This window comes from Variovorax sp. YR216, assembly GCF_900107745.1.
Lineage (GTDB): Bacteria > Pseudomonadota > Gammaproteobacteria > Burkholderiales > Burkholderiaceae_C > Variovorax.
This window is the reverse complement of the sequence record NZ_FNRO01000012.1, coordinates 143,383-164,456: the sequence shown is the minus strand read 5'-3', so window position 1 is coordinate 164,456 and position 21,074 is coordinate 143,383. Positions and strand designations below refer to the sequence as shown.

Genomic DNA, 21,074 nt, shown 5'->3' with positions numbered 1-21,074 from the left:
GCCCCTCGGGCAACTCGGTTCGTAGTTTTCAAGTCGGCCAGCAGCGGTCGGTCGTGCGCCGACTTTCAACGGGTGGTCGCACCCACCAAGCGGCCCAAATACGCGCGCCATCGCGCAGCAGCGAACCTATGACGGTCCTTGCGACGGCTGGAGTTGATCAGCCCCAGAAGACGATCGAGGGATCGAGGCGGCGGCGGTTGGAAATCAAACCAATCAAAGCCGACACTTCGGTTCGATGCCAGCGATCCTCCGGGTGATCAGCTTCGACGCTCAGTTCCGCGGACGGAAGCGAGTCGAGGGAAAAGCTGGAACGCATTTCCCTTCGCGATGGCCTCGTGCTCGGACTTCGTCAAGCCGGTGAGCGTGCGAAAGCTCTCGACATTGGCTTCGATGCCTGCCGCGGGGGTGAACGGGAAATCGCTGCCGAACAGGATGTGGGTCATCGATGTCAGCCGCCGCAGCCGCTCAATTGCAGCGTCGCTCGCCGATCCAGCCAGGTCGTAGTAGAGCGACGCGAGCACGCGGCTCACCTCCGCTGCACCGCCGGCCGGCCGCTGGTTCAGGAACGGCAGTGACGAGAACGCTGCGATTCGCTCGGCCACCGCGGTCAGCGCGCCGCCCGCGTGCGGAATGATCATGCGGACGTCCGGGTAGCGGGTGAGGGTGCCGGCAAAGATCAGGTCGGTGACGGTGCGCGCAGTGTCCATCGGGAATTCAAGGATGGGCGCAGGCCTTCCGAGGCCCACACTTTCCAGGCATGGGGGCGATGTCGGATGCAGGAACACGGTGGCGCGCCGCCGGTTGAGGTCCGCAAAGATCGGATCCAGCCGCGCATCGCCCAGGTAAACCCCATGCACATTCGTTTCCATGACGATACCGTCAAGACGGAGCACCTCCAGTGCGTATCCGATTTCATCCAGCGAGGCCTGAACGTCCGGCAGCGGCAAGGTTGCGAAGCCGCCAAACCGATTGGGTTTGTTTTTCACCAAGGCGGCCGCGAACTCGTTGACCTCGCGCGCCAGCCGCCGACGCGCCAGCGGATCCTTCAGGAATCCAACCGTCGGGGAGGAGACCGACAACATCGACGCCTCGATGTCGTGCCGATCCATGTGCGCGAGTGCCTTTTCTTCGGACCACTGCGGCACGGGAAAGCCTCCGTCAAGCGTCACCAGCCCTTCGTCAGCCAGAGCCTGCGCATACGTCGGTGGCAGGTAGTGCGAATGCGCGTCAATGAGCCCGCAGCTACAGCGGCTTCCTGTTGGGGTTGTGCGAACGCGGGCGGCGGCATCGACAGCCATCGGCGTGGGATCGGATGGGCTCAACTCGCTGCCTGCGACGGAAGCGCCGCAGCCCGCTGCACTACCCATACCTAGCGCCGCGGAAGACGCGATCCTGCCAAGCGCTGTACGTCGCGACAGGTTCTTCGACTCATGCGTCATGGCTTCACCGACGATGTCCATGGTGTCGGGGCTGGCACGGCGCAGGGTCCGGTGGCCTCGGTACTCCCGAAATCGGCAGGTCCGACGACCTCCAGGTATTCCATATCAGGGGAATAGTCGAACAGGAAGTGGCGGATCCCCGGGGCCTGATGAACGCAGTCCCCCGCTTCCACCAGCGTGTTGCGATCCTCGTACATGAAGCGTGCCCAACCCTTCAACATGTACACGATGTGGAACTGTGCTTCGTGAACGTGCCAGCCGGTGCCCTTCTCTGGCTCTTCATTGGCGCGCACCAAGTGCGCTACGACGCGCCCTCCGGTCGCTTGAGCGACGCCCAGGTCGCGATACGTGAAGAAGTCGCGCAGCCCTCCGGAGACGAAGGATGTGTCGGTAGGCTTGACGTGAGAAAAGCGTGTGGAAAGTTCGGTCATGTTCATGCTTGCGATGTGCAGAGGGGGACGAGCAGCGGCGAGCCGTGGGGCTCAAGGCGCATTGACGTCTATGCGCTCCTTGCGTGCATTGAAGACCTCGACCGTGTCGCCGATCTCGAAACGCATCAGGTCCTCTCCGAGCGCGAGTGGTCCGTCATAGGTGCTGCGTGTACGCGATACGACCTCGGTGGCAGGAACATCCAGCCCCTGATTCGCCTTGAGCACGATGATGTGCGTGAAGGCCGCCACCTTTGGCTTGGCCATCGCGAAGATGCGGCCTGCTTCTTCTGGCGACGTGTGATGGGCGGTGATCTCCTTGAAGCGTGGATAGTCCTTGAGCAGTTGGGGGTCGATGTCCGCGACCTCGTGAAGCAGCAGATCCGCACCCTGCGCCCGTCGAGCAATACGCTCGTCATAGGTGGTGTCGCTGGAGATCACGACCTTCTTGCCTTGGTATTCGATCGTGTAGCCGAAGTTCGGCTCGATGAGGTCACCGTGATGGGTCGGAAACGCGGTGATGCGCACGCCATTGCGCTCATAGACAACCCCCGCTGCGATGTCGTGCGCATCGAACGCGATGCCCGCAGGCGGCAGCTTCTCGTCCGCCAGGCGAATGCGAATGTCTTCCGCAAAGGCAGCGGTCAGATTCTTCGTCATGGCGACGGTGCCCTTTGGGCCGTACACAGCCATCGGCTGCTTCCGTGATGCGAAAGGCGTCGGCAGCCAGCCCGTGAGCCAAAGGTCCGGCAGGCCAACCAGGTGATCGGAATGGAAGTGCGTGATGAAGCTCGCCGTGATGTCTTTGAACGGAACACCGAGCTGGCCCAGACGCACGGTCACGCCACGACCGAGATCGAACAGGAACTTGTCATTGCCAGCCTCAACCAGTGTCGACTGGCTGAAGCGGACATTGCTGGGCACCGGGCTGCCGCTGCCGAGGATGGTGACGTTGAGAGGCGCGGCCAGTGAGTGCGAGGCAAGACCAGAGACGGATGCGGCGACGATCGCCATGCAAACGCCGCGACGCAGCGATGCGGACATGAACCGAGGAAGTTTCATTTTGCTTGTACGGGAAGGTGGAGAAGGAGTTCAGCGACGCCGAGCAGGCGCTGTCTCTTTGAGCAGCAGTGCAACCACCAATCCGACCACGAGCGCTATCGCGGCAAGATGCATGATGTACTGGATGCCGTAGTGGTGCGCCACATAGCCGGCGATCACAGGTGCTATGCCGCCACCAAAGATCTCACCGGTGCCAATCACGATGCCCGAGGCGGTCGACATGAGCGTGGCCGGTACCGATTCGGCGCTGATCGGCCCCACGGTCAGGCAGATCATGCTGAAGATGAAGAAGAGCGTCGCCGCCAGGCTCGCGAAAAGTGCGAATGGCTCGGGTCCGGCATGCATCAGGAAGTACAGGCCGATGCCGGCACCGATGACCGAGATGATCATCACGGGCTTCCGGCCGAGTCGGTCGGACAACGCCGGCATCACGAGCGTACCTAGAGTGCCGCCGAAGCCGATGGCTGAAAGCACATAGCCCATCTGTTCGAGCGTCAGGTGCAGGTAGTCGATCAGGTAGCTGGGCAGCAAGGCGCTGAGCACCACGAGGTTCGTGAGCCAGCACAGCATGCCGATCATGTTGAGCGGGATGTTGCGGTACTTGAAGACGTCGCTCCACGGGTGAGTCGCCGCATCGTGGGTCGCGGTGTGCGCTGCGGCCGACTTCGGATCGGGATCGCGAAGCCCGCGGTACAGCAGGTACGCAACCACGAGGCCCGGGATGGAAACCATGGCGAAGATCCAGTGCCACTCCACGACCTTCAGCAGTTGCGTGACCAGGATCGGCGCGATGCCCAGGCCAAACAGTGGCAAGGCCGCCTGCTGAATCCCCACGTTCATCCCCTGGCGGCTCGGCTTGGAAGCGTCGATGGTGGCGACGATGCTCGCCGGCGTGTAGGCGCCTTCGGCCACACCCATCAGCGCTCGGATGATCATCAAACTCCCGACACCGGTAGCGAGCCCGCTGAGCCCGGCCAGCAGCGAGAAGACGACGATCGCAGGAATGATCACCTTGCGATGACCGAGACGATCGGAGAGGTTGCCCATGAAGAGCGCGGCCACGCCCCAGGCAATGGCGAGCACGCCGGTGATCTGGCCGAGGTCCTGATAGTCGAGGTTCAGTTCCTTCGAGATCACCGGAAACAGCGGCAGGATCATGAAGCGGTCGATGCCGACCAGACCGAACCCGAGGCACAACAGGGTGACGGTCTTCCATTCGTATCCCGAGTTCCTGCGCGTGGCAGGGCGGCTCAGGGGTTGCGCGGCGATGTGTGTGTTCATGGCTTGTCTCCTTCGGTCTTTGTATGGCCGTCGTGTCAGGCGTGAATGGCAAGCGGCTCGTCGGCTTGCGTTGTCGACCGCGCGGGTGCGCCATCCAGCCGCACGCCGTGGCGCTGCAAGTCCGCGGCGAGGTCGTCGACCAGTGTGTTGACTTCATGGGCGTTGTCGACGGCGCCGTACAGGTAGAAGTCCGGCCGCACGAGCATGGTGTCGATGCCGTGCTGCGTCATGTACGGGATGAATTTGTCGTCGAGGTCGACCAGCACCCCAACCCTCGCCGGCGTACCGCGTGCTGCGACCTGCACGCGCTTCGCGCCCAGCTTGTCGAGAAAGGCACGCTGCTTTTCGCCGAGCGCCGCCTCGGCTGCGTTGCTGCGCGATACCAGCAGGAAGCCCAATCCAGCCACCTCGTCGAAGCGCCCTTCGCGAGCACCAGCTAGTACCCTGCCGTGCGGGCTGAGCAATCCGGCAGGCGCCTGCACCGCGCCGTCGGCGCCTCGGCGAAGGATGCCGTCCGTCAGGCTCGGGAAGGCTGGCGGCGGCGGCGCCTCGCCGCTGAAGAAAGCCCGGTCGCGCTCCGCGGCCTTGGCGGCGTCGGGGATACAAATGATCTTGCCGAGGTACATCGACAGGTCGATGACATCGCTCACATGGGGGCGACGCTCGGGCTGGTAGGTGTCGAGCAGGCGGTCATCGGCTTTGCCGTCGAGGACCAGGTTCAGCTTCCACGCCAGGTTCCAGTCGTCGCGCAATCCGGCACACATGCCCTGACCCATGAAAGGCGGCATCACGTGCGCCGCGTCGCCGGCGATCAGCATCCGGCCTTTGCGCCAGGTGTTGGCGAGCAGCGAGCGGAAGGTGTACACCTTGTGCCGCACGATGGTGGCCTGGTCCGGCTTGACCCACGGTGCAAGCAGATCCCACGCGACGTGCTCGTGCTCGAGTTCCTCGCGCGTCTCATGCGGCAGGCGCATGAATTCCCAGCGCCGGAAGTAGCGGCCGTCCTTGACGCCGGCGGGCACGATGGTCGTCGGGCGCGCGGGGTTGCACCATTGCGCTGCAGGCGGAATGTCGAGCGTCACGCCTTCGTTGGGGAGCACGTCGATCACGAGCCAGTCGGCCTCGAACCCGCGGTCCTCCTGCGTGGACCCGATCGCCTGCCGCACCAGGCTGTTCGCGCCATCGGCGCCGATCAGGTACTTGGCGCGCACGGTGCGGCGTTCGTCGGTCTCGAAGTCGCGTACCACCAGCTCGACGTAGTCCGGCGTCTGGGTCGCTTCGATGGCCTCCCAGCCGAGGTTGAGCTCGACGTTCGGGCAGGCGTGCACGACGTCCTCGAACATCTTCTCCAGCGTCGGCTGGTGCACGAAGTTGACCTCCGGTCCGCCGGAGATCGATTCCGACTCCCAATCGATGGCCAGGAGTTCCTTCCAGTCGGCATTGAACCAGCGATACATCGGCCCCTCGTGGCTGACCGCCGGGAGGTCCGTGCTCATGCCCAGCGCGGACAGCACGCGGTACAACTCGTGGTCGATGCACACCGCGCGAGGCAGTGCGAAGCGGACTTTCCAGCGTTCGAACACGGCCACGCTGCGCCCCTGGCGCGCCAACGCAAGGGCCATGATTTCGCTGACCGGGCCGTAGCCGATCTGGACAACGTCGTAGAGGGGGATCTGTGCGGTCATGATGTGTTCCTGGTTCGTGCGGACGCTGGATTGGTTGATCAGCGGTTCGCGAGTTCGTGGTTGAAGATGAAGTCCTCGGGCAGCTCCGGTCCCCAGACATAGAGGGAGTCCTCACCCGGGTGGTCCGCCGAAGGCCACGCGTGGTCGGGCGCAACGAAGTCGATGTCGTAGGAGTACTCGGCGTAGCTGCCCCACGGGTCTCGCACGTAGCGGAAGTAGTTGGAGCCCAGCACGTGCCGCCCAATGCCCCAGCCTTGCGGATAGCCGGCTTGTGCCATCTGCTGCGTGCCGATGCCGACGGCATCGATCGACGGCACGCACCAGCTGCTGTGGTGCAACCCAATGCCCTCGGACTTCGCCAGCGCGATGAGGTGGTGGTCGCTGCCGTGGGGGCTGTGCAGGAAGGCGATCACGGAGCCTGATTGGTCCGAAAGGCGCAGGCCGAGCACGTCCTCGTAGAACCTGCGGGCACGATCCACGTCGGCGCTGAACAACAGGATGTGCGAGAGATAGAGGGGGCGCGTCAGTTGCGCCTTGCTGCGGCTCGGGGAGCGACCGACGTTCGCGCTCTCCGGAGGAATTTCCCTCGGGGAGGGCTGCGAGGGCGAGCTTTTGGCAGCGATGCGCAGTTGCACCGGAAGCCCATCCGGCCCCTGAATCCAAATGCCTTCTGTGCCTGCGTTCGAGGGCGGTGCGATGCGTTCGATCCCATGCTCCGCAAGGCGCCGCTCGAATCGGGGAAGATCATCTGCATAGACGCCGAGGCTGAGCCAAAGCAAGCGCTTGGTCGGGCCCCGGACGATGCGGGCCCAGCGATGCCGATGGCCGAAGGTATGGAGCGCGAGCGCTTCGCCTTCCTCTCGCACGTCCAAGCCAAAGCTTGAGTAGAAGTGCCGCGCCTCCTCGAGGTCCGGCACGCTGAGGACGAATTCGTCGACTGAGTGCACAGCCAGCAGCGGTTCGCGCTTGCCTTGGTTCAGTGTCATCGTTATCTCCATGTCATCGGGCAAAGCTCCGCCCGGGACCGTGCGGAGCACGGCCTTGTCTCTCGTTGGGATTCGACCGACCCGGGTGGGTCAGACCACTTGCTGGCGCTGGGTGCCGAGTGGGCCGGCACTGAGCGTCATGACGTCGCCGCGCCGCAGGAACACAGGATTCGGCTTGACACCGAGGCCGACGCCTTCCGGCGTGCCGGTGATCACCACGTCGCCCGGCAGAAGGGTCATGAATTGGCTGAGGTACGAGACGATCTCGGCGACCGGGAAGATCATGTCGGCCGTGTTGCTGCGCTGCCGGGTCTCGCCGTTGACTGCCAGTTCGAGCGGGATCTTCTGCGGGTCCGGCAGTTCGTCGCTGGTCACGAGCCATGGGCCGATCGGGCCGAAACCGTCGAAGCTCTTGCCCTTGCCCCATTGGCCGTTGCGCTTGATCTGCCAGTCGCGCTCGGAAACGTCGTTCGCCAGGCAATAACCGGCCACATACGAAAGAGCGTCGGCGACCGAGACCTTCTTCGCCTGCGTGCCGATCACGAACCCGAGTTCGATCTCCCAGTCACCCGCTTCCGAACCTTCTGGCAACTCCACGTCGTCATTTGGGCCGGCCAGCGAGGTCAACGCCTTGGTGAAGACCACCGGCTCCTTGGGAATCTCGAGTCCGGATTCAGCCGCGTGCTTGCGGTAGTTGAGCCCGATCGCGACAAATTGCCGGGTACCGGCTACCGGGGCGCCGAGCCGGGTGCCTGCGGGCACCAGCGGCATGCGGCTCAGGTTGATGGCCTTCAGTGCTTCGAGCTTCGCGGGCGCCATCCAGTCGGGCGTGAAGTCAGGAACGAGAAGGGAGAGGTCGCGCGCTTGTCCGTCCGAGTCCAGCGCTCCAGGTTTTTCGGCCCCGACGGGGCCATGGCGTAGCAGCTTCATGGTGATTGCCTTCCGTGTTGATTTAGACTGTTTGTCTAGAACGAACTCTATCCGTGCTGACGTTATCGTCAATATGACAAAGAAGGCAAAATGACAGGGATTTCCCTAGGTACTGGCGACGCGCGCTCAAGGCATATGTCTCGTGTACGCTCGACACCGATGACAGAGCTCAAGAGCGAATCGAAGGTTGAAGATCACCGCGTCAGGGTCGGTGCGCAGCGGCGCGAGAAAACCCGTCTGCGCCTACTGGAAAGTGCCTTGTCGGTGTTCACTGAAAAGGGACCGGATGTGGCCGTCATCGACGACTTCATCGCTGCGGCAGGCGTGTCGCGCGGCACCTTCTACAACCATTTCAAGACCACGAACGAACTGCTGCTGGCACTCGCAACCGCCATGAGCGACGAGGTGCTCCAGATCGTCGATCCCCTTGTGCTTCACCTCGACGATCCGGTGGAGCGCTTTGCGGCGGGCACCCGGCTCTACATGCAGATGGCACTGCGGTACCCAGTGTGGGGCAGCTTCATTACGCAGGTTGGAACGCGCATCGCGACGCGTGGGCAACTGATCGACATCTATCTCACGCGAGATCTCGAACTTGCCAAGAGCAAGAACCGCTTGACGGTCGAAAGCGTGCGCGTGGCACGTGACATCGTGCTCGGCGCGATCTTCTATGGCATCGAGACGATGCTGACCGAGCCCACGCGCGCGAACCATCCCGAACTTATTCTGCAAAGTGTTCTGGTCGGCTTTGGTCTTACGCCCGCGGAAGCAGACCGGATTGCCTTCATGCCGCTCGAGATTCCAGGGGCGGTGGAAGGCCCGATCTTTTCCGGTCTGAAAGCCAGTCCGAAGAGATCGGGATCAAGCGCTAAACGACAGCTCGCGGCCGAGCCTGTCCCCCATCACCAGACTGAGCGTTCTGAAGCCAATGTCGGCTCTCGCCCCATGCGGAAGCTGGCGGCAAAAACCTGAGAGTCGCCGGTGGGCCCACCACGTCGAGTGGAAGAGGGCGGCCACCTTTCAACGCAGACGCCCGGCTCGCCGCTGAAGTTTTACTGAAGTTTCGGATGATCGACTGAAAACTTCAAAGGGTTCCTACATCTAGACAAAGCTGTACCGCTCCGAGTGGTACTTCCCGATCGGCACCTTCATCTCGCCGAGCGCCACTTCGATCGCATCCATCATCACGTCCGGCCCGCAGATGAAGTACTCGTGATCGGCGTAGTGTGGCGGCAGGTGGCGCTTGAACACGTCGGCGCCGATGTAGCCGGTCTCGCCGGTCCATCCCGCGGGTGGTTTCGAAAGAACGTACACCACCGTGAGGTCGATGCGGCGCGAAAGCGCATCCAGTTCTTCGCGAAAGGTCATCGATTCGAGATCCTTGCCGCCGTAGAGCAGGATCAGCGGGCGCCGGTCATCGCGATCGGCGAGGGTGCGGATCATGCTCATCATCGGCGTGATGCCGATGCCGCCCGCGATCAGCACATGCATGTCGGCCGGGTTGCCGATGGTGAATGCGCCATAGGGCCCGTCGAGGTAGACGCGCCGGCCCACCGGCACCTTCGGGATGCCCTGCGTGAAGTCGCCGAGGTTGCGGATCGTCATCTCGACGCGGCCGTCGCTCGCCTCGGCGCTCGACGAGAACGAGAACGGATGGCCGGTGATCTTGAAGGGACTGCCCCACAGCGTGAGCCAGCCGAACTGGCCCGGCCTGAAGCGGAAGCCCGCATGGCCGTCGGGGTGCATTACCAGCGTCGTGGTGTCGCCGCGTTCTGGGCGCACCTCGGTCACGCGATACGGCCGGCGCAGCATGAAGAACGGCTTGAACACGCGCACGTAGAAGAGCAGGGCGATCCAGAAGATCGTCATGCAGATCCACAAGGTGCGCTTCCACGGGTCCGCGAGGTAGAAGCCCCAGCCGACCATGTGCAGCAGCCCACCGCCGACCGCGGCCACCGCGAGCACGATGTGGCTGATGTGCCATAGCTCGTAGCTGATTTTCAGCCGGACGCGCCACAGCGCCATGATCACCAGAAGCACCACCGAGCCCAGCGACAGCACCGCGAAGATGGCGCCCATCGGCACGTCGGCGAGTGAATCGGGCATCGCCAGCTTGTCCGATCCCGCAGCGATGAGGATGGCCGGATGCACCACCACCAGCGCCACCGCGATCAGCGAGATGCGCCGGTGGAAGTGGTAGATGACGTCCTCGCCCCACGGCTCGGTGACGTGCCGGAAGCGCGCGGTGAGGCCGAACTGCAGTCCCATCATCGCGAGCCCGCTGTAGCCCAGCGCGACCGAGAACTCGGTCCAGAAGCCGCGGGCGGGCGGCATTGCGCCTGTGAGCATCGCCAGCAGCGGCGCGAGGATGAACAGCAGATAGATGACGGCCCAGACGGTCTTGCTTCGCATGGGCGCCTCAGATGCAGGTCGTGAGGAGCAGCGACGGACCGAGCGCGAGCACCGCGCTCGCGAATGCCGTGATGACGGTCCAGAGGATGGCTTCGTGCAGGAAGCGGCCGGTCGTGCCGGTGGCGGGGTCGGGCCGTCCGCGCGCGAACTTGTGCCACATCCAGCCGATCACGAGCAGGTGCGCGATGAACACCAGCACGAGGCTCCAGCGCAGCGCGCCGGCCGACCAGCCGAAGGCGCAGCCGATGGCGTGCAGCGCATAGAGAATCACCAGCGCCACGCACCACACGACGAAGGCCGCGGCAAGCCACCAGACGCGGCCGGGTGGCACCAGGACTGCGTTCATTGGGGAACCTCTACGCAGCGGCGCTTCGGTATTCGCCTTGGGAGCGGCCCGGCGGCTCATGGCCTCACTCCCAGGACGGTCACCAGCGCGGGCAGCGACAGCACCAGCCCGAGCGCGATGATGCCGGTGACCAATGTGTAGTCGAGCCACAGCCGTGTCAGCCGCAGGTCGTTGAAGCGGCGCTGCGACACATGCCCGCTGCCGATGCGCTGGGCGTTGCTGATGAGGAACAGCAGGCCCACGCCCGCATGCAGGACCACGTAGCCGAGCAGCACGCAGGCCGTCGAACCCAACGCGTGCTTGCTGGGATCGGGCGTCACGCCCATGATGAGTTGCACCACCTGCGAAATGACCGCCAGCAGCGCGATCGCTGTCAGGCCCATCCAGCCCCAGGGCTTGCCGCCGCGCTGCACGATCCCGAGCGAGCCGCGCGCCGTCGCCACGGCCACCACCAGGCAGGCGATCGCGCCGAAGGCGAGCATCCTGCTGGGTTCGGGCGGCGTCATCTTCTGCCAGTCGGCGCCTGCCAGCCAGAGGTAGAAGGTGCCGAACACCAGCGAAGTGAAGAGCGTGCCGTTGGCCACCAGCGCGCAGATCAGCGACAGCCACGAGGGCGCACTCGCCGATTCGGTGTGCGGCGGCACCTCGACCCCGCGGCCCACCGGCAGCGGACCGTAGTCGCGCGGCAGGCCCGCATGACGCGCGCCGTAGACGAACAGGCCCAGCGTGACCAGCGCGAGCGCCGCCGACACCCAGTAGGCCTTGAACAGGAAGCCCAGCACCACCCCGGCGGTGACGATCGCGGTGACGAGCGGCAGATAGGTCGGGTTCGGCAGCACGATCAGCTGCTCGGGCTTGCCGCTGGTCGCGTGCACGCCGAGGGCTTCCTGCCAGCCGTTGCGCGTGAACCCGAGGTAGCCTTCACCGCGCGCGAGCGTGACGGCGAGTTCGCTCTTGGGTACGCCCTCCGTCTCCGGCCCCACGTGCGGGATCGATGCGAAGGCATAGGGCGCCGGCGGAATCGGCATCGCCCACTCGAAGGTCTGCGCCCGCCACGGGTCGCGCCGCACGCGGCGGCCGTGGCGTAGCTGCACGAAGAGATCGATCACCAGCAGCCCGAAGCCGATGGTCATCACGAAGCCGCCGACCGACGACAGCAGGTTGAGCCAGTTCCAGCCCTCGTCCCCCTGGTAGGTGTAGATGCGCCGCGGCATGCCGAGCAGGCCGGTGAGGTGCATCATGAAGAAGGTCATGTTGAAGCCGATGAAGATCAGCCAGAACGCCGGCACCGAGAGCTGGTGCACCGCGGTGCGTCCGGTGAGCAGCGGCAGCCAGTAGTAGAGCGCGGCCATCATCGGGAACGCGAGCGCGCCGGCCACCACGTAGTGCATGTGTGCGACCACGAAGTAGGTGTCGTGTGCCTGCCAGTCGAACGGCACCATCGCGAGCATCACGCCGGTCAGCCCGCCCATCGCGAACACGAAGAAGAACCCGAAGATGTAGAGCATCGGCACGTCCCAGCGCGGCTTGCCGTGCGACAGCGTCGCGAGCCATGCGAAGACCTGCACCGCGGTCGGCACCGCGACGATCGCCGAGCCGGCCGAGAAGAACGCGAGCGCGAGATGCGGAATGCCCACCGTGAACATGTGGTGCACCCAGATGCCGAAGCTCAGGAAGGCCAGCGCGATGATCGCGACCACGATGATGCGGTAGCCCACCAGCTCGCGCTTGGCGAAGACCGGAATGATGGTCGACAGCACCGCGGCCATCGGCAGGAAGATGATGTAGACGTCCGGGTGGCCGAAGAGCCAGAACAGGTGCTGCCACAAGAGCGAGTCGCCGCCGCGCGTCGGATCGAAGAAGGGCAGGCCGAAGGCGCGCTCGATCTCCAGCAGGATCGAGCCGAGGATCAGCGGCGGGAAGGCGACGATCATCATCATCGCGGTGACGAGGATGTACCAGCCGAAGATCGGCATGCGGTCGAGCGACATGCCCGGCGCGCGCATCTTGAGCACCGAGACCACGATCTCCATCGCGAGCGAGAGCGCCGAGATCTCGACGAAGGTGATGCCCAGCAGCCAGATGTCCGCGTTGAGGCCCGGCGTGTAGACGTTGGAGCTCAGCGGCGTGTACATGAACCAGCCGCCGTCCGGCGCGATGCCGAGGATCAGCGAGGCGGTGACGATCGACGCGCCGAACAGATAGCACCAGTAGCCGTAGGCCGTGAGGCGCGGGAAAGCGAAGTCGCGCGTGCCGAGGATCTTCGGCGTGAGGTAGACGGCGAAGCTCTCCACCATCGGGATGGCGAAGAAGAACAGCATCATCGACCCGTGGATGGTGAAGACCTGGTTGTAGGTCGCCGGATCGAGAAAGCCCGAGTGGGGCGTTGCGAGCTGCACGCGGGTCAGCATGCCGAGCACGCCCGCGATCAGGAAGAACGTGAAGGACGTGATGAACATCCGCATGCCGATGACCGAGTGATTGACCGAGGCCAGCCGCTGCCAGCCCGGGCCGGTCGCCCAGATCCGGGTCAGCTCCCGGTGCAGCCGCAGCGCCTTCGCGCCTTCCGGCTGGGGATCGACGGGTCCGCTCATTTCCTTGCCTCCGGTGCCGCGCGTGCCTGTTCGAGTGCAGCTGAGAATTCGCCCTGCCCGTACACGATCACGCCGAAACGCATGCCCGCATGGCCGAGTCCGCAGAACTCGTCGCAGGTGCCTTCGAAGCGCCCCGGCTGGTCGGCCTGGATGCGCAGGCGGTTGACCCTGCCTGGCACCGCATCGACCTTGCCGGCGAAGCGCGGCACCCAGAAGGCGTGGATCACGTCCTTGCTCGTCACCACCATGTCGACCGGCGTGCCCGCGGGCAGCAGGAGCATGTTGCGCGTCTCGACGCCGCCGTGGTCGGGGTAGCGGAACGTCCAGGTCCACTGCGCCGCGATCGCTTCGACCCGCTGCGGCGGCGCGCTGCCGGGCAGGGGCAGGAGGCGCTCGCCGGTGACCAGCCCGTAGGCCAGCAGCGGCAGCAGCACGATCGCGGGCAGCACCAGGCCGCCCAGCACGACCCAGCGGGTCGGCGACACGCTGGAGCCCCAGCCCGGACGCCGTACGACCTGGATGAAGATGCCCACGACCAGCAGGAAGAGCACCGCCGAGCCGATCAGCATCACCCACCACATGGTGGCGATCGACGCGGCCGCGGGGCCCGAAGGATCGAGCGTCGACAGCGGGCCGCTGCAGCCCGACAAGGCCACCAACGATCCGGCTTGGAGCGCAGCGCGCATGAGGCTAGGATGGCCGCCGATCGACAACGGCATGCGCTTCAAAGGAGAAGAACCATGGCGAACAGAGGCAACGCGACCCAGCCCAAGAGCGAAGTCCTGCTCGAGCTCCAGCGTCTGGACGTCGGCTCCGCCGTCGCGGTGGTGGGTCACCCGCTCCATGTGATGCTGGTGCACTTCCCGGTGGCATTCGTGGTGGCGACGCTCGGTGTCGATGTCTTCTACTGGTGGTCGGGCGACCCCTTCTGGCTGCGTGCGGGCCTCTGGGCGGCGGGCATGGCCTTCTGGAGCGGCGTGGCCGCGAGCATCGTCGGCACCGGCGAGCTGCTGCTGGTGCGCGGCATCCGGGCGCACGAGGCGAGCTGGTCGCATGCGGTCGCGGCGATGACGCTCGTCGCCATCGCCGGCGCGAGCTGGGGCGTGCGTCTGACCGATCCCGCCTCGGTCCTGCCGCACGGGCTGGTGCTGTCCGTGCTCGCCTCCGTCATGGTGGGCTTTGCCGGCTGGCACGGGGGCAAGCTCGTGTTCGATCATGGCATCGGCATCCTGGTGTCGCCGAAGGACTGATGCCACAGGCGTGAGAGTCCGCCGGGCTCGAAGAGCCGCACCGCGAACTGGTTCGAGTCGATATGCGGCTTGGCCAGCACCACCCAGACGATTGCGGTGATCAGCACCAGGTAGGCCACCGTGAGCGTCACGAACGAGATGCGACCGAAGCGGCCGGTGGGCAGGAAGAGCTGGTGCATCACGAGGCCTGCCACCACGTGCAGCATGGCCATCAATCCCACGAACACCATCTTGATGGAGAACCACTCCACGAAGGTCGTCTGCAGGAAGATCAGCGCGGTGCCACTGGCGATGGCGATGAAGGCGGCGGGCGAGGTCAGCTCGACGTAGACCAGCCGCGTCACGCGGTGCAGGCGATCGAGCTCCTGGCCCGGGCCGAGCAGCCGACGCTGCCAGAACAGGAAGGGCAGTGCGATCAGGCCGCCGGACCACACCGCGATGGCGGCGAGATGGACGAACTTGAGGAATGTCGTCACAGCGCGGGCTCGCTCGGTCGCAGGCTGGCCCATGCCGTGTAGAGGCCCACGGCCAGATAGGGCAGCATGGCCGGCACCCACATCAGCAGGCCGGCGAGCTGCTGATCGGCCAGCGGCGTCAGGCCCCATGGGAGCGTGCTCGCGAGGTGCACCGGATAGAGCGGCACGGACGCGAAGACGATCACCGCGCCGAGCAGGCCCATCTGCGCGACTGTTGCGACCAGCGCCACGAGCGCAGGGCCGGACGACTCCACCGGCGCCAGAATCGCACGCCACATCAGCCATGCGCTGCCGAGAAGCGAGAGCTGCATCAGCCAGTAGGCGGGCACGCTCGCGAGGCCCCATGCATAGGGCCCCGGTGCATGCCAGAGCCACAGGATGACGGCATGCGCTGCCACCACCATGGCAAGCGGCGGGTAGCCCAAGGCGCGCACCGGGAAGGCCCTCGAGAGAAGCGGCGCCACCGCGGCAACGAGCACGACGTGGTGGAACACCCGCGCCGAGAACAGAGCCGACGACAGCGCGCACAGCGGCGAGACGAAGACAATGAACATCAGCGCCAGCGCGCTCCAGCCCGCCCGGGCGTCGGCCGAACGGCCGCTGCCGATCACCGCGGCCACGGCGGCGAGCACGGCGATGAGCAGTGGGTCGGTATTCCAGCGAACCCAGAGGTTCTCCGGTAGCGCTGCTGGACCGCAGTAGGCGATCAGGAAGTCGGGCATCGGTCTCCTTCCTCCTTCGGCTCAGGGCGGCGACGCGGCGTCGCCTGACGAATCTGCCGCAGGATAGGCCGAGTAAGCCCGGCGCTCAAGCACCGAGTGTTCGCGTTGACAAACTTTGTGGGGGGTGGCCTATTGGGCAGCCCCTTCCGGGAGTCCGAGCTTGGCCCGAATGGTGCGCGCGGTGAAGGTGGTCTTCATCCCGAGGTGGTCGGAGACGTCGATGTCGCTCATCCCATCCCGGATCAAGCGGGCGGCGTAGGCGTTGCGCACCAGCTGCGGCCCATGGAAGGCGGCCTCGTGGCCCAGCGATTCGAGCGTGCGCTTGACGCAGCTCGTGATCACCCGCTCGGCCAGGTCGGGCGCCACCGGGCTGCAGGCGTCGCCGAGGCCGCCGCCCACCAGTTCCACCGACATGACCTTGTCCGCCTGGCCCAGGAACAGCCGGTTGGACCGCCTGCCTTCCTCTGCGTGGGCGCGCTGCGTCTGGACGATGCGCAGGCCGCGTCGTGCGTCGAGCCAGCCTTTCAGGGCCCTGGCCAGCAGCGGACGGCCGACGAGGGGCCGCGTCACCACCTGACGGTGCCCCGGGGAGCGGATCAACACCGTGCCGTTCGACTGGATGGCGATGTTGCGCGGGATCAGCTTGCAGATCTCGGACAGCTTCAGTCCGCACTCGGCCACGATCAGCCGAAGGGCGAGGTTGCGCGCAGGCGTCCACGCCTGCGGCAGCTCGGCGCGTTCTTCCCTGAACATCCGCTGGGCCATCTTCTCGTAGGCCTTGAGAAAGCCCGGCCCGGGGGGCAGCGGCGGATCGGTTTCGAACTGCGACTCGGGCGCGAGTCGCTTTCGCGCGAGCACGATGGCCGCGGGATTGGCGTGCAGGACCCCGACGGCATGCAGGTGCGTGAACACGCGGTGAATCTCGGCCAGGTAGGTGCGCATGGTGCGCACGCTGGCAGGCGCGCCGCGACGGCCCTCCAGCGATCCGAGGAAGGCTTCGATGTGCGTCTGCCGGACCTCGTCGAGCTTCAGCGACCGCCCCGCCAGCCAGCGGCAGAACTTGCCCCAGAGCGATTGATAGAGGTTATTGCTGTGCTCGGCATAGCGCGGGGCATCGGCATCGCTGGTCGATGTGTCCCGCTTCCAGCTCAGGGTCGAACGCCAGCGGCGGTGCGCGTCGACCGGGTCTTGCAGCCAGGGCAGTTCGTCGGTGCCGCGCGCGATGTTGAAGGCGTAGGTACGGGACATGATGGGGAGTATATGGTGCGGTATATCATGAGTATGCGACAGAAAGGCGGCCGGATGCTGGTCGCGTGTGGAGGCGCAGATCCTCGCGCTAAAGTGCCGCCATTGAAAATGAAATGAAAAGGGCGCATGCATGAGCAGCAGTGTTCAGCCCGGTGATCTCGGCTTCTTCTCGACCCTTGCGCGCATGGGCAGTCTCAGCGCCGCGGCGCGGGAACTGGGCGTGACGACGCCGGCGGTCAGCAAGCACCTCGCACTCATGGAATCGCGACTGGGCGTCGCGCTGGTCAATCGCACGACGCGGCGGATGAGCCTGACACCCGAAGGCGAGCTCTACCTGGAGCACGCGCGCCGCATCCTCTCCGACATCGACGGCCTCGAGGAACTGCTCGGGACGTCGAAGGCCCTGCCCACAGGGCTTTTGCGCGTCAACGCCACGTTGGGGTTCGGAAGAAGTCACGTGGCGCCGATCATTTCCCGTTTCGTGCGCAAGTTCCCGGATGTCGAGGTGCAGCTCCAGCTCTCGGTGAATCCTCCGCCGCTGACGGAGGATTCATTCGATGTCTGCATCCGTTTCGGCGAGCCGCCCGATGCGCGTGTGATCGCGCGCCACATCGCCCCCAACCGCCGGCTGCTGTGCGCCGCGCCGAACTACCTGGCGAAGCGCGGCACCCCCAAGGTGCCGAACGACCTGACCAGGCACAACTGCATCGGCATCCGCCAGGGCGAAGAGGCCTACGGCGTCTGGCGGCTGTCGAGCGGCCGCGGCCGGGCTGCCACCACGCAGTCGATCAAGACGCGTGGCAATCTCACCACCAACGACGGCGAGATCGCGGTCAACTGGGCGCTGGACGGGCACGGGATCCTCATGCGGGCGGAGTGGGACATCCAGCGCCACCTGCAAAGCGGCCGGCTGGTCCAGGTGCTGCCGCAGTACTACACGCCCGACGCGGACATCTATGCGGTGTATCCCCAGCGTCACCAGATGGCCACGCGCGTGCGTGCTTTCGTGGACTTCGCGGCGGTGCAGATGAAGCAGGGGCGGGGGCCCGCCTAGGCTGACATCGGCGATACACCCTCAGACCTCCGACCACATCCGCAGGAGGTTGTGATAGTGGCCCGTGAGCGCGACCGTCTCCTCGTTCTCGCCGTGACGAGCGCGCAGTTTCTGGATGGTCTGGTCGAGTTCGAAGAGCATGCTTCTTCGGCCGTCGTCGCGGATCATGCTCTGCAGCCAGAAGAACGAGCACACGCGCGCCCCGCGCGTCACCGGCTGTACGCGGTGAAGGCTGGTCGAGGGGTAGAGGATCAGGTCGCCTGCCGGCAGTTTGACTTCGTGCGTGCCGTAGGTGTCGACGACTTCGAGTTCCCCGCCGTCGTACTCCCCGGGGTCGCCGAGAAACAGCGTGCACGACAGGTCGGTGCGCAGCTGCTGCCCGGTTCCCGGCAATGTGCGCACCGACCCGTCGATGTGGAAGCCGTAGTGCTCGCCGCCTTCGTAGCGGTTGAACAGCGGTGGAACAAAGCGCAGCGGCAGGGCCGCTGCGAAGAAGAGCGGATTGCGCGCCAACGCGGCGAGGATCATCCCGCCGAGCTCGCGCCCGACGGCCGAGTGTTCAGGCAACTGCCGGTTGCGCTTGACCTGCGCGCCTTGCGCTCCGACGGTTTCACGGCCATCGACCCAGTCGGCCGAATCGAGCGCCGCGCGGATCCTGCGCACCTCGTCCGCGCTCAGTACTTCGGGCACATGCAGCATCATTTCGTCGTTCCTTCAAAAGCAGGAAAGCCCCGGCCTGGCGGCGGGGCTGGATTGTCGCGCCGCAGGGGCGCGACGCCGCAGCAGTGACTCAGAACTGGAAGTTCGCGGTCAGGCGGTAGGTCCGCGGCGCACCCGGCGTGTAGCGGTAGCCGCTCTTGTTGATGGCCGCCACGTATTCCTTGTCCGTCAGGTTGAACACGTTGAACTGAAGGTCCAGGTTCTTGTTGATGCGGTAGGAGGCCATGGCGTCGAAGACCCAGTAGTCCTCGACATAGGCCGGCGTGCCGATGGCGCTATCGGTGCCGCGGTACATCTTGCCGTTGTAGCGCGCACCGATGCCGAGGCCGAGGCCGAACGGCAACTGGTACGTGGTCCAGGCCGAGAATGCGTTTTCCGGCGTGTAGGCCAGGACCGAACCGCCGTCCGCGAGGACCGACGGGCCGCTGAGCACCTTCGCGTTCTGGTGCGTGAAGCCCGTGGTCACGCTCCAGCGGTCGGTGATCGCACCCACGGCGGCGAGCTCGATGCCTTCCACACGCTTCTCGCCGGTCTGGTAGTAGTTGCCGCTGACGGCGTCCTGCACCACTTCGTTGCTCACGTCGGTGCGGAAGAGTGCCGCAGAGACGGCCAGCTTCTTATCGAGCAGATCCCACTTCGTGCCCAGTTCCCAGCTCTTGGTCTTCTGCGGCAGGAAGTCGGTACGGTTCGCGCTGTTGCCGGTGCCACCCGCCGCGAGCGTGAAGTTGTTGCCGCCGGGCGGCTGCGCGCCGGTGCCGTAGGCCAGGTAGACGCTGCTGTTGTCGGTCGGCTTGTAGACCACACCCAGCTTGCCGGTCCACTCGCTGCCGGAAACGCTGTAGGCGCTCGGCGTCAGCACGCCGCTCGTCGCATTGAGCGCCGTGGCCGAGTAGTCGGTCGAATAGTGATCGAAGCGCAGGCCGCCGGTCAGCATCCAGCGTTCGCTGAGCTTCGCGGTGTCGAATGCGTACAGGCCGACGGTGTCGGTCGTGCCGGCCGTGGTCGTGCCATTCGGCAGGCGCAGGTAGCCGTTGACGTACGGGTTCGGCGAGTAGAGATTGGCCGCCGGCCAGCTGCCGCTGTTGCGGATGCCGGGAACGCCGAAGACGGTCGCGTTCTGGCCGTAGTAGCCCACCGAGTCCTGTTCTTCGTGGATCAGCTCGACGCCGGCATTCATCGTGTGGCCGATGCTGCCGGTATTGAACTTCGCGCTGACGTTGGTCTGGTTGGTCAGGATGGTGTTTTCCTGATCCTTGTTGGTCGGATTGCTGCGCGCGATCGTCCAGGTCTGCGGCTGCGAAGGGACACGCGTGACCAGGTTCGCGGAGCTTCCCATGAACGACGTGAGCATGTAGTCCTGCTCGGTCTTGCCGTAGCGGAAGGTGTTGCGCAGCGTCACATCGGGCGTGAAGTCATGCTCGACGCGCGCGGTGAACATCGTCTGCGTGACGTTGTCGAAGTCCCACTGCGTGCCGTAGAAGTTGCTCGAGTCGACCGGCGACGCGGTGGTCAGGAAGCGGCGGCTCGTATCGGGCGACGAGTAGCCCGGCAGGCCGATCGTCGGCACGCCCCCGTCGGGGATGTTGTTCTGCTTGACGTAGAGCACGTCGAAGTACACGCGCGTGGGCGAGTTCAGGCCGAATGCGAGCGACGGCGCGATGCCCCAGCGCTTGTTGTTCACGACATCCCGGCCGGCGGCGTCCGCATCCAGCGTGAATGCGTTGAGGCGGAACGCCGAGCCGATGCCGTCGGGACCGCTCAGGACCTTGTTCCAGTCGATGGTGGCGCGCTTGAAGTCGTCGCTGCCGATGCTCACGGAGCCGAGAAAGCTGTCGGAGAGCTGCGGCTTCTTGGTGATCAGGTTGATGTAGCCCGTCGGCGAGGTCCGGCCCGTGTCGGTGCCGGCCGGGCCCTTGACGACTTCCACCTGCTCGATGTTGAAGGTGTCGCGCGAGACGGAGCCGGTGTCGCGGATGCCGTCGACGAAGATGCTGCTCGAACTGTCGAAGCCGCGCATGTAGATCGAGTCGCCGGTGTTCGTGTTGCCGTTCTCGCCGAGGAAGAAGGTGCCGACGCCCGGCGAGTTGCGCAGCGCCTCGGTCAGCGTCGTGGCGCCTTGCTCGCGCATCACGGTCTCGGGAATGATCTGGATCGTCTGCGGCGTATTGACCAGCGGCGCGGTGAACTTGGGGTTGGCCGAGTTGTCGACCTTGACTTCGGAAGCTGCGCCCTCGACACGAACTTCCTTGAGCGTGTTCGTGGAGGTCTGGGCGGAGACGGGGAGGGTCAGTGCGACGAGGGTGGCAGCGGCTGCGCTGCCAAGCGGCGGCAAGACGCGCGCATGCTTGCGGCTCTTGATGTAGGCCATGAAGGTTCTCCTGAAGGAATGCAGATGAGAGAACTCGACTGGCTGATCGCGTCGGGGCCGAAGGCCCCGCAAT

At 65.4% G+C, this 21,074-nt stretch carries 19 protein-coding genes; 3 read left to right on the top strand and 16 right to left on the bottom strand.

The window, feature by feature from the left end:
• Positions 1 to 257 precede the first annotated feature (257 nt).
• The 7 genes from BLW05_RS24980 to BLW05_RS24950 form a co-directional block, all read right to left on the bottom strand.
• On the bottom strand, positions 258 to 1,460 hold the full coding sequence (locus BLW05_RS24980) for an amidohydrolase family protein (protein ID WP_256330482.1): 1,203 nt from the start codon (positions 1,458 to 1,460) through the stop codon (positions 258 to 260).
• The gene (locus BLW05_RS24975; protein ID WP_371126968.1) at positions 1,436 to 1,876 is read right to left on the bottom strand and encodes a cupin domain-containing protein; all 441 of its coding nucleotides are present in this window, start codon (positions 1,874 to 1,876) and stop codon (positions 1,436 to 1,438) included. Before BLW05_RS24975 ends, BLW05_RS24980 begins: the two co-directional genes overlap by 25 nt.
• A 45-nt stretch (positions 1,877 to 1,921) precedes the next feature.
• Positions 1,922 to 2,881 carry an MBL fold metallo-hydrolase gene (locus tag BLW05_RS24970; RefSeq protein ID WP_093166297.1) on the bottom strand — a complete coding sequence of 320 codons (960 nt, stop codon included), beginning with the start codon at positions 2,879 to 2,881 and terminating at the stop codon, positions 1,922 to 1,924.
• Between the two features lie 78 nt (positions 2,882 to 2,959).
• Positions 2,960 to 4,210 (bottom strand): MFS transporter, encoded by a 1,251-nt coding sequence (locus tag BLW05_RS24965; RefSeq protein ID WP_093166253.1) that lies wholly within the window; start codon positions 4,208 to 4,210, stop codon positions 2,960 to 2,962.
• Between the two features lie 35 nt (positions 4,211 to 4,245).
• The gene (locus BLW05_RS24960) at positions 4,246 to 5,895 is read right to left on the bottom strand and encodes a bifunctional 3-(3-hydroxy-phenyl)propionate/3-hydroxycinnamic acid hydroxylase MhpA (protein WP_093166252.1); all 1,650 of its coding nucleotides are present in this window, start codon (positions 5,893 to 5,895) and stop codon (positions 4,246 to 4,248) included.
• Positions 5,896 to 5,933: 38 nt separating this feature from the next.
• A complete protein-coding gene (locus BLW05_RS24955; RefSeq protein ID WP_093166251.1) occupies positions 5,934 to 6,881 on the bottom strand; it encodes a VOC family protein in 948 nt (315 codons plus the stop codon).
• Between the two features lie 90 nt (positions 6,882 to 6,971).
• Complete coding sequence (locus BLW05_RS24950; RefSeq protein ID WP_093166250.1) at positions 6,972 to 7,811, bottom strand: fumarylacetoacetate hydrolase family protein; 840 nt, start codon at positions 7,809 to 7,811, stop codon at positions 6,972 to 6,974.
• 159 nt (positions 7,812 to 7,970) lie between these two features.
• Here BLW05_RS24950 and BLW05_RS24945 point away from each other — a divergent pair, with 159 nt between their 5' ends.
• Positions 7,971 to 8,783 (top strand): TetR/AcrR family transcriptional regulator, encoded by an 813-nt coding sequence (locus tag BLW05_RS24945; RefSeq protein ID WP_093166249.1) that lies wholly within the window; start codon positions 7,971 to 7,973, stop codon positions 8,781 to 8,783.
• A 129-nt stretch (positions 8,784 to 8,912) separates the two neighbouring features.
• On the opposite strand, the gene BLW05_RS24940 is transcribed toward BLW05_RS24945, so the two are convergent.
• From BLW05_RS24940 to coxB, 4 genes are read right to left on the bottom strand one after another with little or no spacing between them, the layout of a single operon-like run.
• Positions 8,913 to 10,223, bottom strand: a complete 1,311-nt coding sequence (locus tag BLW05_RS24940; RefSeq protein WP_093166248.1) for a ferredoxin reductase family protein — start codon at positions 10,221 to 10,223, stop codon at positions 8,913 to 8,915.
• A gap of 7 nt (positions 10,224 to 10,230) precedes the next feature.
• Complete coding sequence (locus BLW05_RS24935; protein ID WP_093166247.1) at positions 10,231 to 10,569, bottom strand: hypothetical protein; 339 nt, start codon at positions 10,567 to 10,569, stop codon at positions 10,231 to 10,233.
• A gap of 56 nt (positions 10,570 to 10,625) precedes the next feature.
• Positions 10,626 to 13,163, bottom strand: coding sequence for a cytochrome c oxidase subunit I (gene ctaD / locus BLW05_RS24930; protein WP_093166246.1), 2,538 nt, complete (start codon positions 13,161 to 13,163; stop codon positions 10,626 to 10,628).
• Complete coding sequence (gene coxB, locus BLW05_RS24925; RefSeq protein ID WP_256330481.1) at positions 13,160 to 13,882, bottom strand: cytochrome c oxidase subunit II; 723 nt, start codon at positions 13,880 to 13,882, stop codon at positions 13,160 to 13,162. Before coxB ends, ctaD begins: the two co-directional genes overlap by 4 nt.
• Before the next feature lie 21 nt (positions 13,883 to 13,903).
• Here coxB and BLW05_RS24920 point away from each other — a divergent pair, with 21 nt between their 5' ends.
• Complete coding sequence (locus BLW05_RS24920) at positions 13,904 to 14,413, top strand: DUF2231 domain-containing protein (protein WP_093166245.1); 510 nt, start codon at positions 13,904 to 13,906, stop codon at positions 14,411 to 14,413.
• On the opposite strand, the gene BLW05_RS24915 is transcribed toward BLW05_RS24920, so the two are convergent.
• The 3 genes from BLW05_RS24915 to BLW05_RS24905 all read right to left on the bottom strand — a co-directional run bounded on the left by BLW05_RS24915 (position 14,377) and on the right by BLW05_RS24905 (position 16,859).
• Entirely contained in the window at positions 14,377 to 14,889 is a 513-nt protein-coding gene (locus BLW05_RS24915) for a CopD family protein (RefSeq protein WP_093166244.1), read from the bottom strand. The genes BLW05_RS24920 and BLW05_RS24915 overlap by 37 nt on opposite strands.
• Complete coding sequence (locus tag BLW05_RS24910) at positions 14,886 to 15,611, bottom strand: cytochrome c oxidase assembly protein (RefSeq protein WP_093166243.1); 726 nt, start codon at positions 15,609 to 15,611, stop codon at positions 14,886 to 14,888. The genes BLW05_RS24915 and BLW05_RS24910 overlap by 4 nt, the downstream gene beginning before the upstream one ends.
• Before the next feature lie 129 nt (positions 15,612 to 15,740).
• Complete coding sequence (locus tag BLW05_RS24905) at positions 15,741 to 16,859, bottom strand: site-specific integrase (protein WP_093166242.1); 1,119 nt, start codon at positions 16,857 to 16,859, stop codon at positions 15,741 to 15,743.
• 130 nt (positions 16,860 to 16,989) lie between these two features.
• Between BLW05_RS24905 and BLW05_RS24900 the strand changes: the two genes are divergently transcribed.
• The gene (locus BLW05_RS24900; protein WP_093166241.1) at positions 16,990 to 17,913 is read left to right on the top strand and encodes a LysR family transcriptional regulator; all 924 of its coding nucleotides are present in this window, start codon (positions 16,990 to 16,992) and stop codon (positions 17,911 to 17,913) included.
• Positions 17,914 to 17,934: 21 nt separating this feature from the next.
• On the opposite strand, the gene BLW05_RS24895 is transcribed toward BLW05_RS24900, so the two are convergent.
• Both BLW05_RS24895 and BLW05_RS24890 read right to left on the bottom strand, forming a co-directional pair.
• Positions 17,935 to 18,615, bottom strand: coding sequence for a Fe2+-dependent dioxygenase (locus BLW05_RS24895; protein ID WP_093166240.1), 681 nt, complete (start codon positions 18,613 to 18,615; stop codon positions 17,935 to 17,937).
• 88 nt (positions 18,616 to 18,703) lie between these two features.
• Entirely contained in the window at positions 18,704 to 21,001 is a 2,298-nt protein-coding gene (locus BLW05_RS24890) for a catecholate siderophore receptor Fiu (RefSeq protein WP_093166239.1), read from the bottom strand.
• Positions 21,002 to 21,074 lie beyond the last annotated feature (73 nt).

Bases quoted from the DNA above. Each gene is read 5' to 3' on its own strand.
- BLW05_RS24980 (WP_256330482.1), bottom strand. From the start codon at position 1,460: ATGGACATCGTCGGTGAAGCCATGACGCATGAGTCGAAGAACCTGTCG.
- BLW05_RS24975 (WP_371126968.1), bottom strand. From the start codon at position 1,876: ATGAACATGACCGAACTTTCCACACGCTTTTCTCACGTCAAGCCTACC.
- BLW05_RS24970 (WP_093166297.1), bottom strand. From the start codon at position 2,881: ATGGCGATCGTCGCCGCATCCGTCTCTGGTCTTGCCTCGCACTCACTG.
- BLW05_RS24965 (WP_093166253.1), bottom strand. From the start codon at position 4,210: ATGAACACACACATCGCCGCGCAACCCCTGAGCCGCCCTGCCACGCGC.
- BLW05_RS24960 (WP_093166252.1), bottom strand. From the start codon at position 5,895: ATGACCGCACAGATCCCCCTCTACGACGTTGTCCAGATCGGCTACGGC.
- BLW05_RS24955 (WP_093166251.1), bottom strand. From the start codon at position 6,881: ATGACACTGAACCAAGGCAAGCGCGAACCGCTGCTGGCTGTGCACTCA.
- BLW05_RS24950 (WP_093166250.1), bottom strand. From the start codon at position 7,811: ATGAAGCTGCTACGCCATGGCCCCGTCGGGGCCGAAAAACCTGGAGCG.
- BLW05_RS24945 (WP_093166249.1), top strand. From the start codon at position 7,971: ATGACAGAGCTCAAGAGCGAATCGAAGGTTGAAGATCACCGCGTCAGG.
- BLW05_RS24940 (WP_093166248.1), bottom strand. From the start codon at position 10,223: ATGCGAAGCAAGACCGTCTGGGCCGTCATCTATCTGCTGTTCATCCTC.
- BLW05_RS24935 (WP_093166247.1), bottom strand. From the start codon at position 10,569: ATGAACGCAGTCCTGGTGCCACCCGGCCGCGTCTGGTGGCTTGCCGCG.
- ctaD (WP_093166246.1), bottom strand. From the start codon at position 13,163: ATGAGCGGACCCGTCGATCCCCAGCCGGAAGGCGCGAAGGCGCTGCGG.
- coxB (WP_256330481.1), bottom strand. From the start codon at position 13,882: ATGCCGTTGTCGATCGGCGGCCATCCTAGCCTCATGCGCGCTGCGCTC.
- BLW05_RS24920 (WP_093166245.1), top strand. From the start codon at position 13,904: ATGGCGAACAGAGGCAACGCGACCCAGCCCAAGAGCGAAGTCCTGCTC.
- BLW05_RS24910 (WP_093166243.1), bottom strand. From the start codon at position 15,611: ATGCCCGACTTCCTGATCGCCTACTGCGGTCCAGCAGCGCTACCGGAG.
- BLW05_RS24905 (WP_093166242.1), bottom strand. From the start codon at position 16,859: ATGTCCCGTACCTACGCCTTCAACATCGCGCGCGGCACCGACGAACTG.
- BLW05_RS24900 (WP_093166241.1), top strand. From the start codon at position 16,990: ATGAGCAGCAGTGTTCAGCCCGGTGATCTCGGCTTCTTCTCGACCCTT.
- BLW05_RS24895 (WP_093166240.1), bottom strand. From the start codon at position 18,615: ATGATGCTGCATGTGCCCGAAGTACTGAGCGCGGACGAGGTGCGCAGG.
- BLW05_RS24890 (WP_093166239.1), bottom strand. From the start codon at position 21,001: ATGGCCTACATCAAGAGCCGCAAGCATGCGCGCGTCTTGCCGCCGCTT.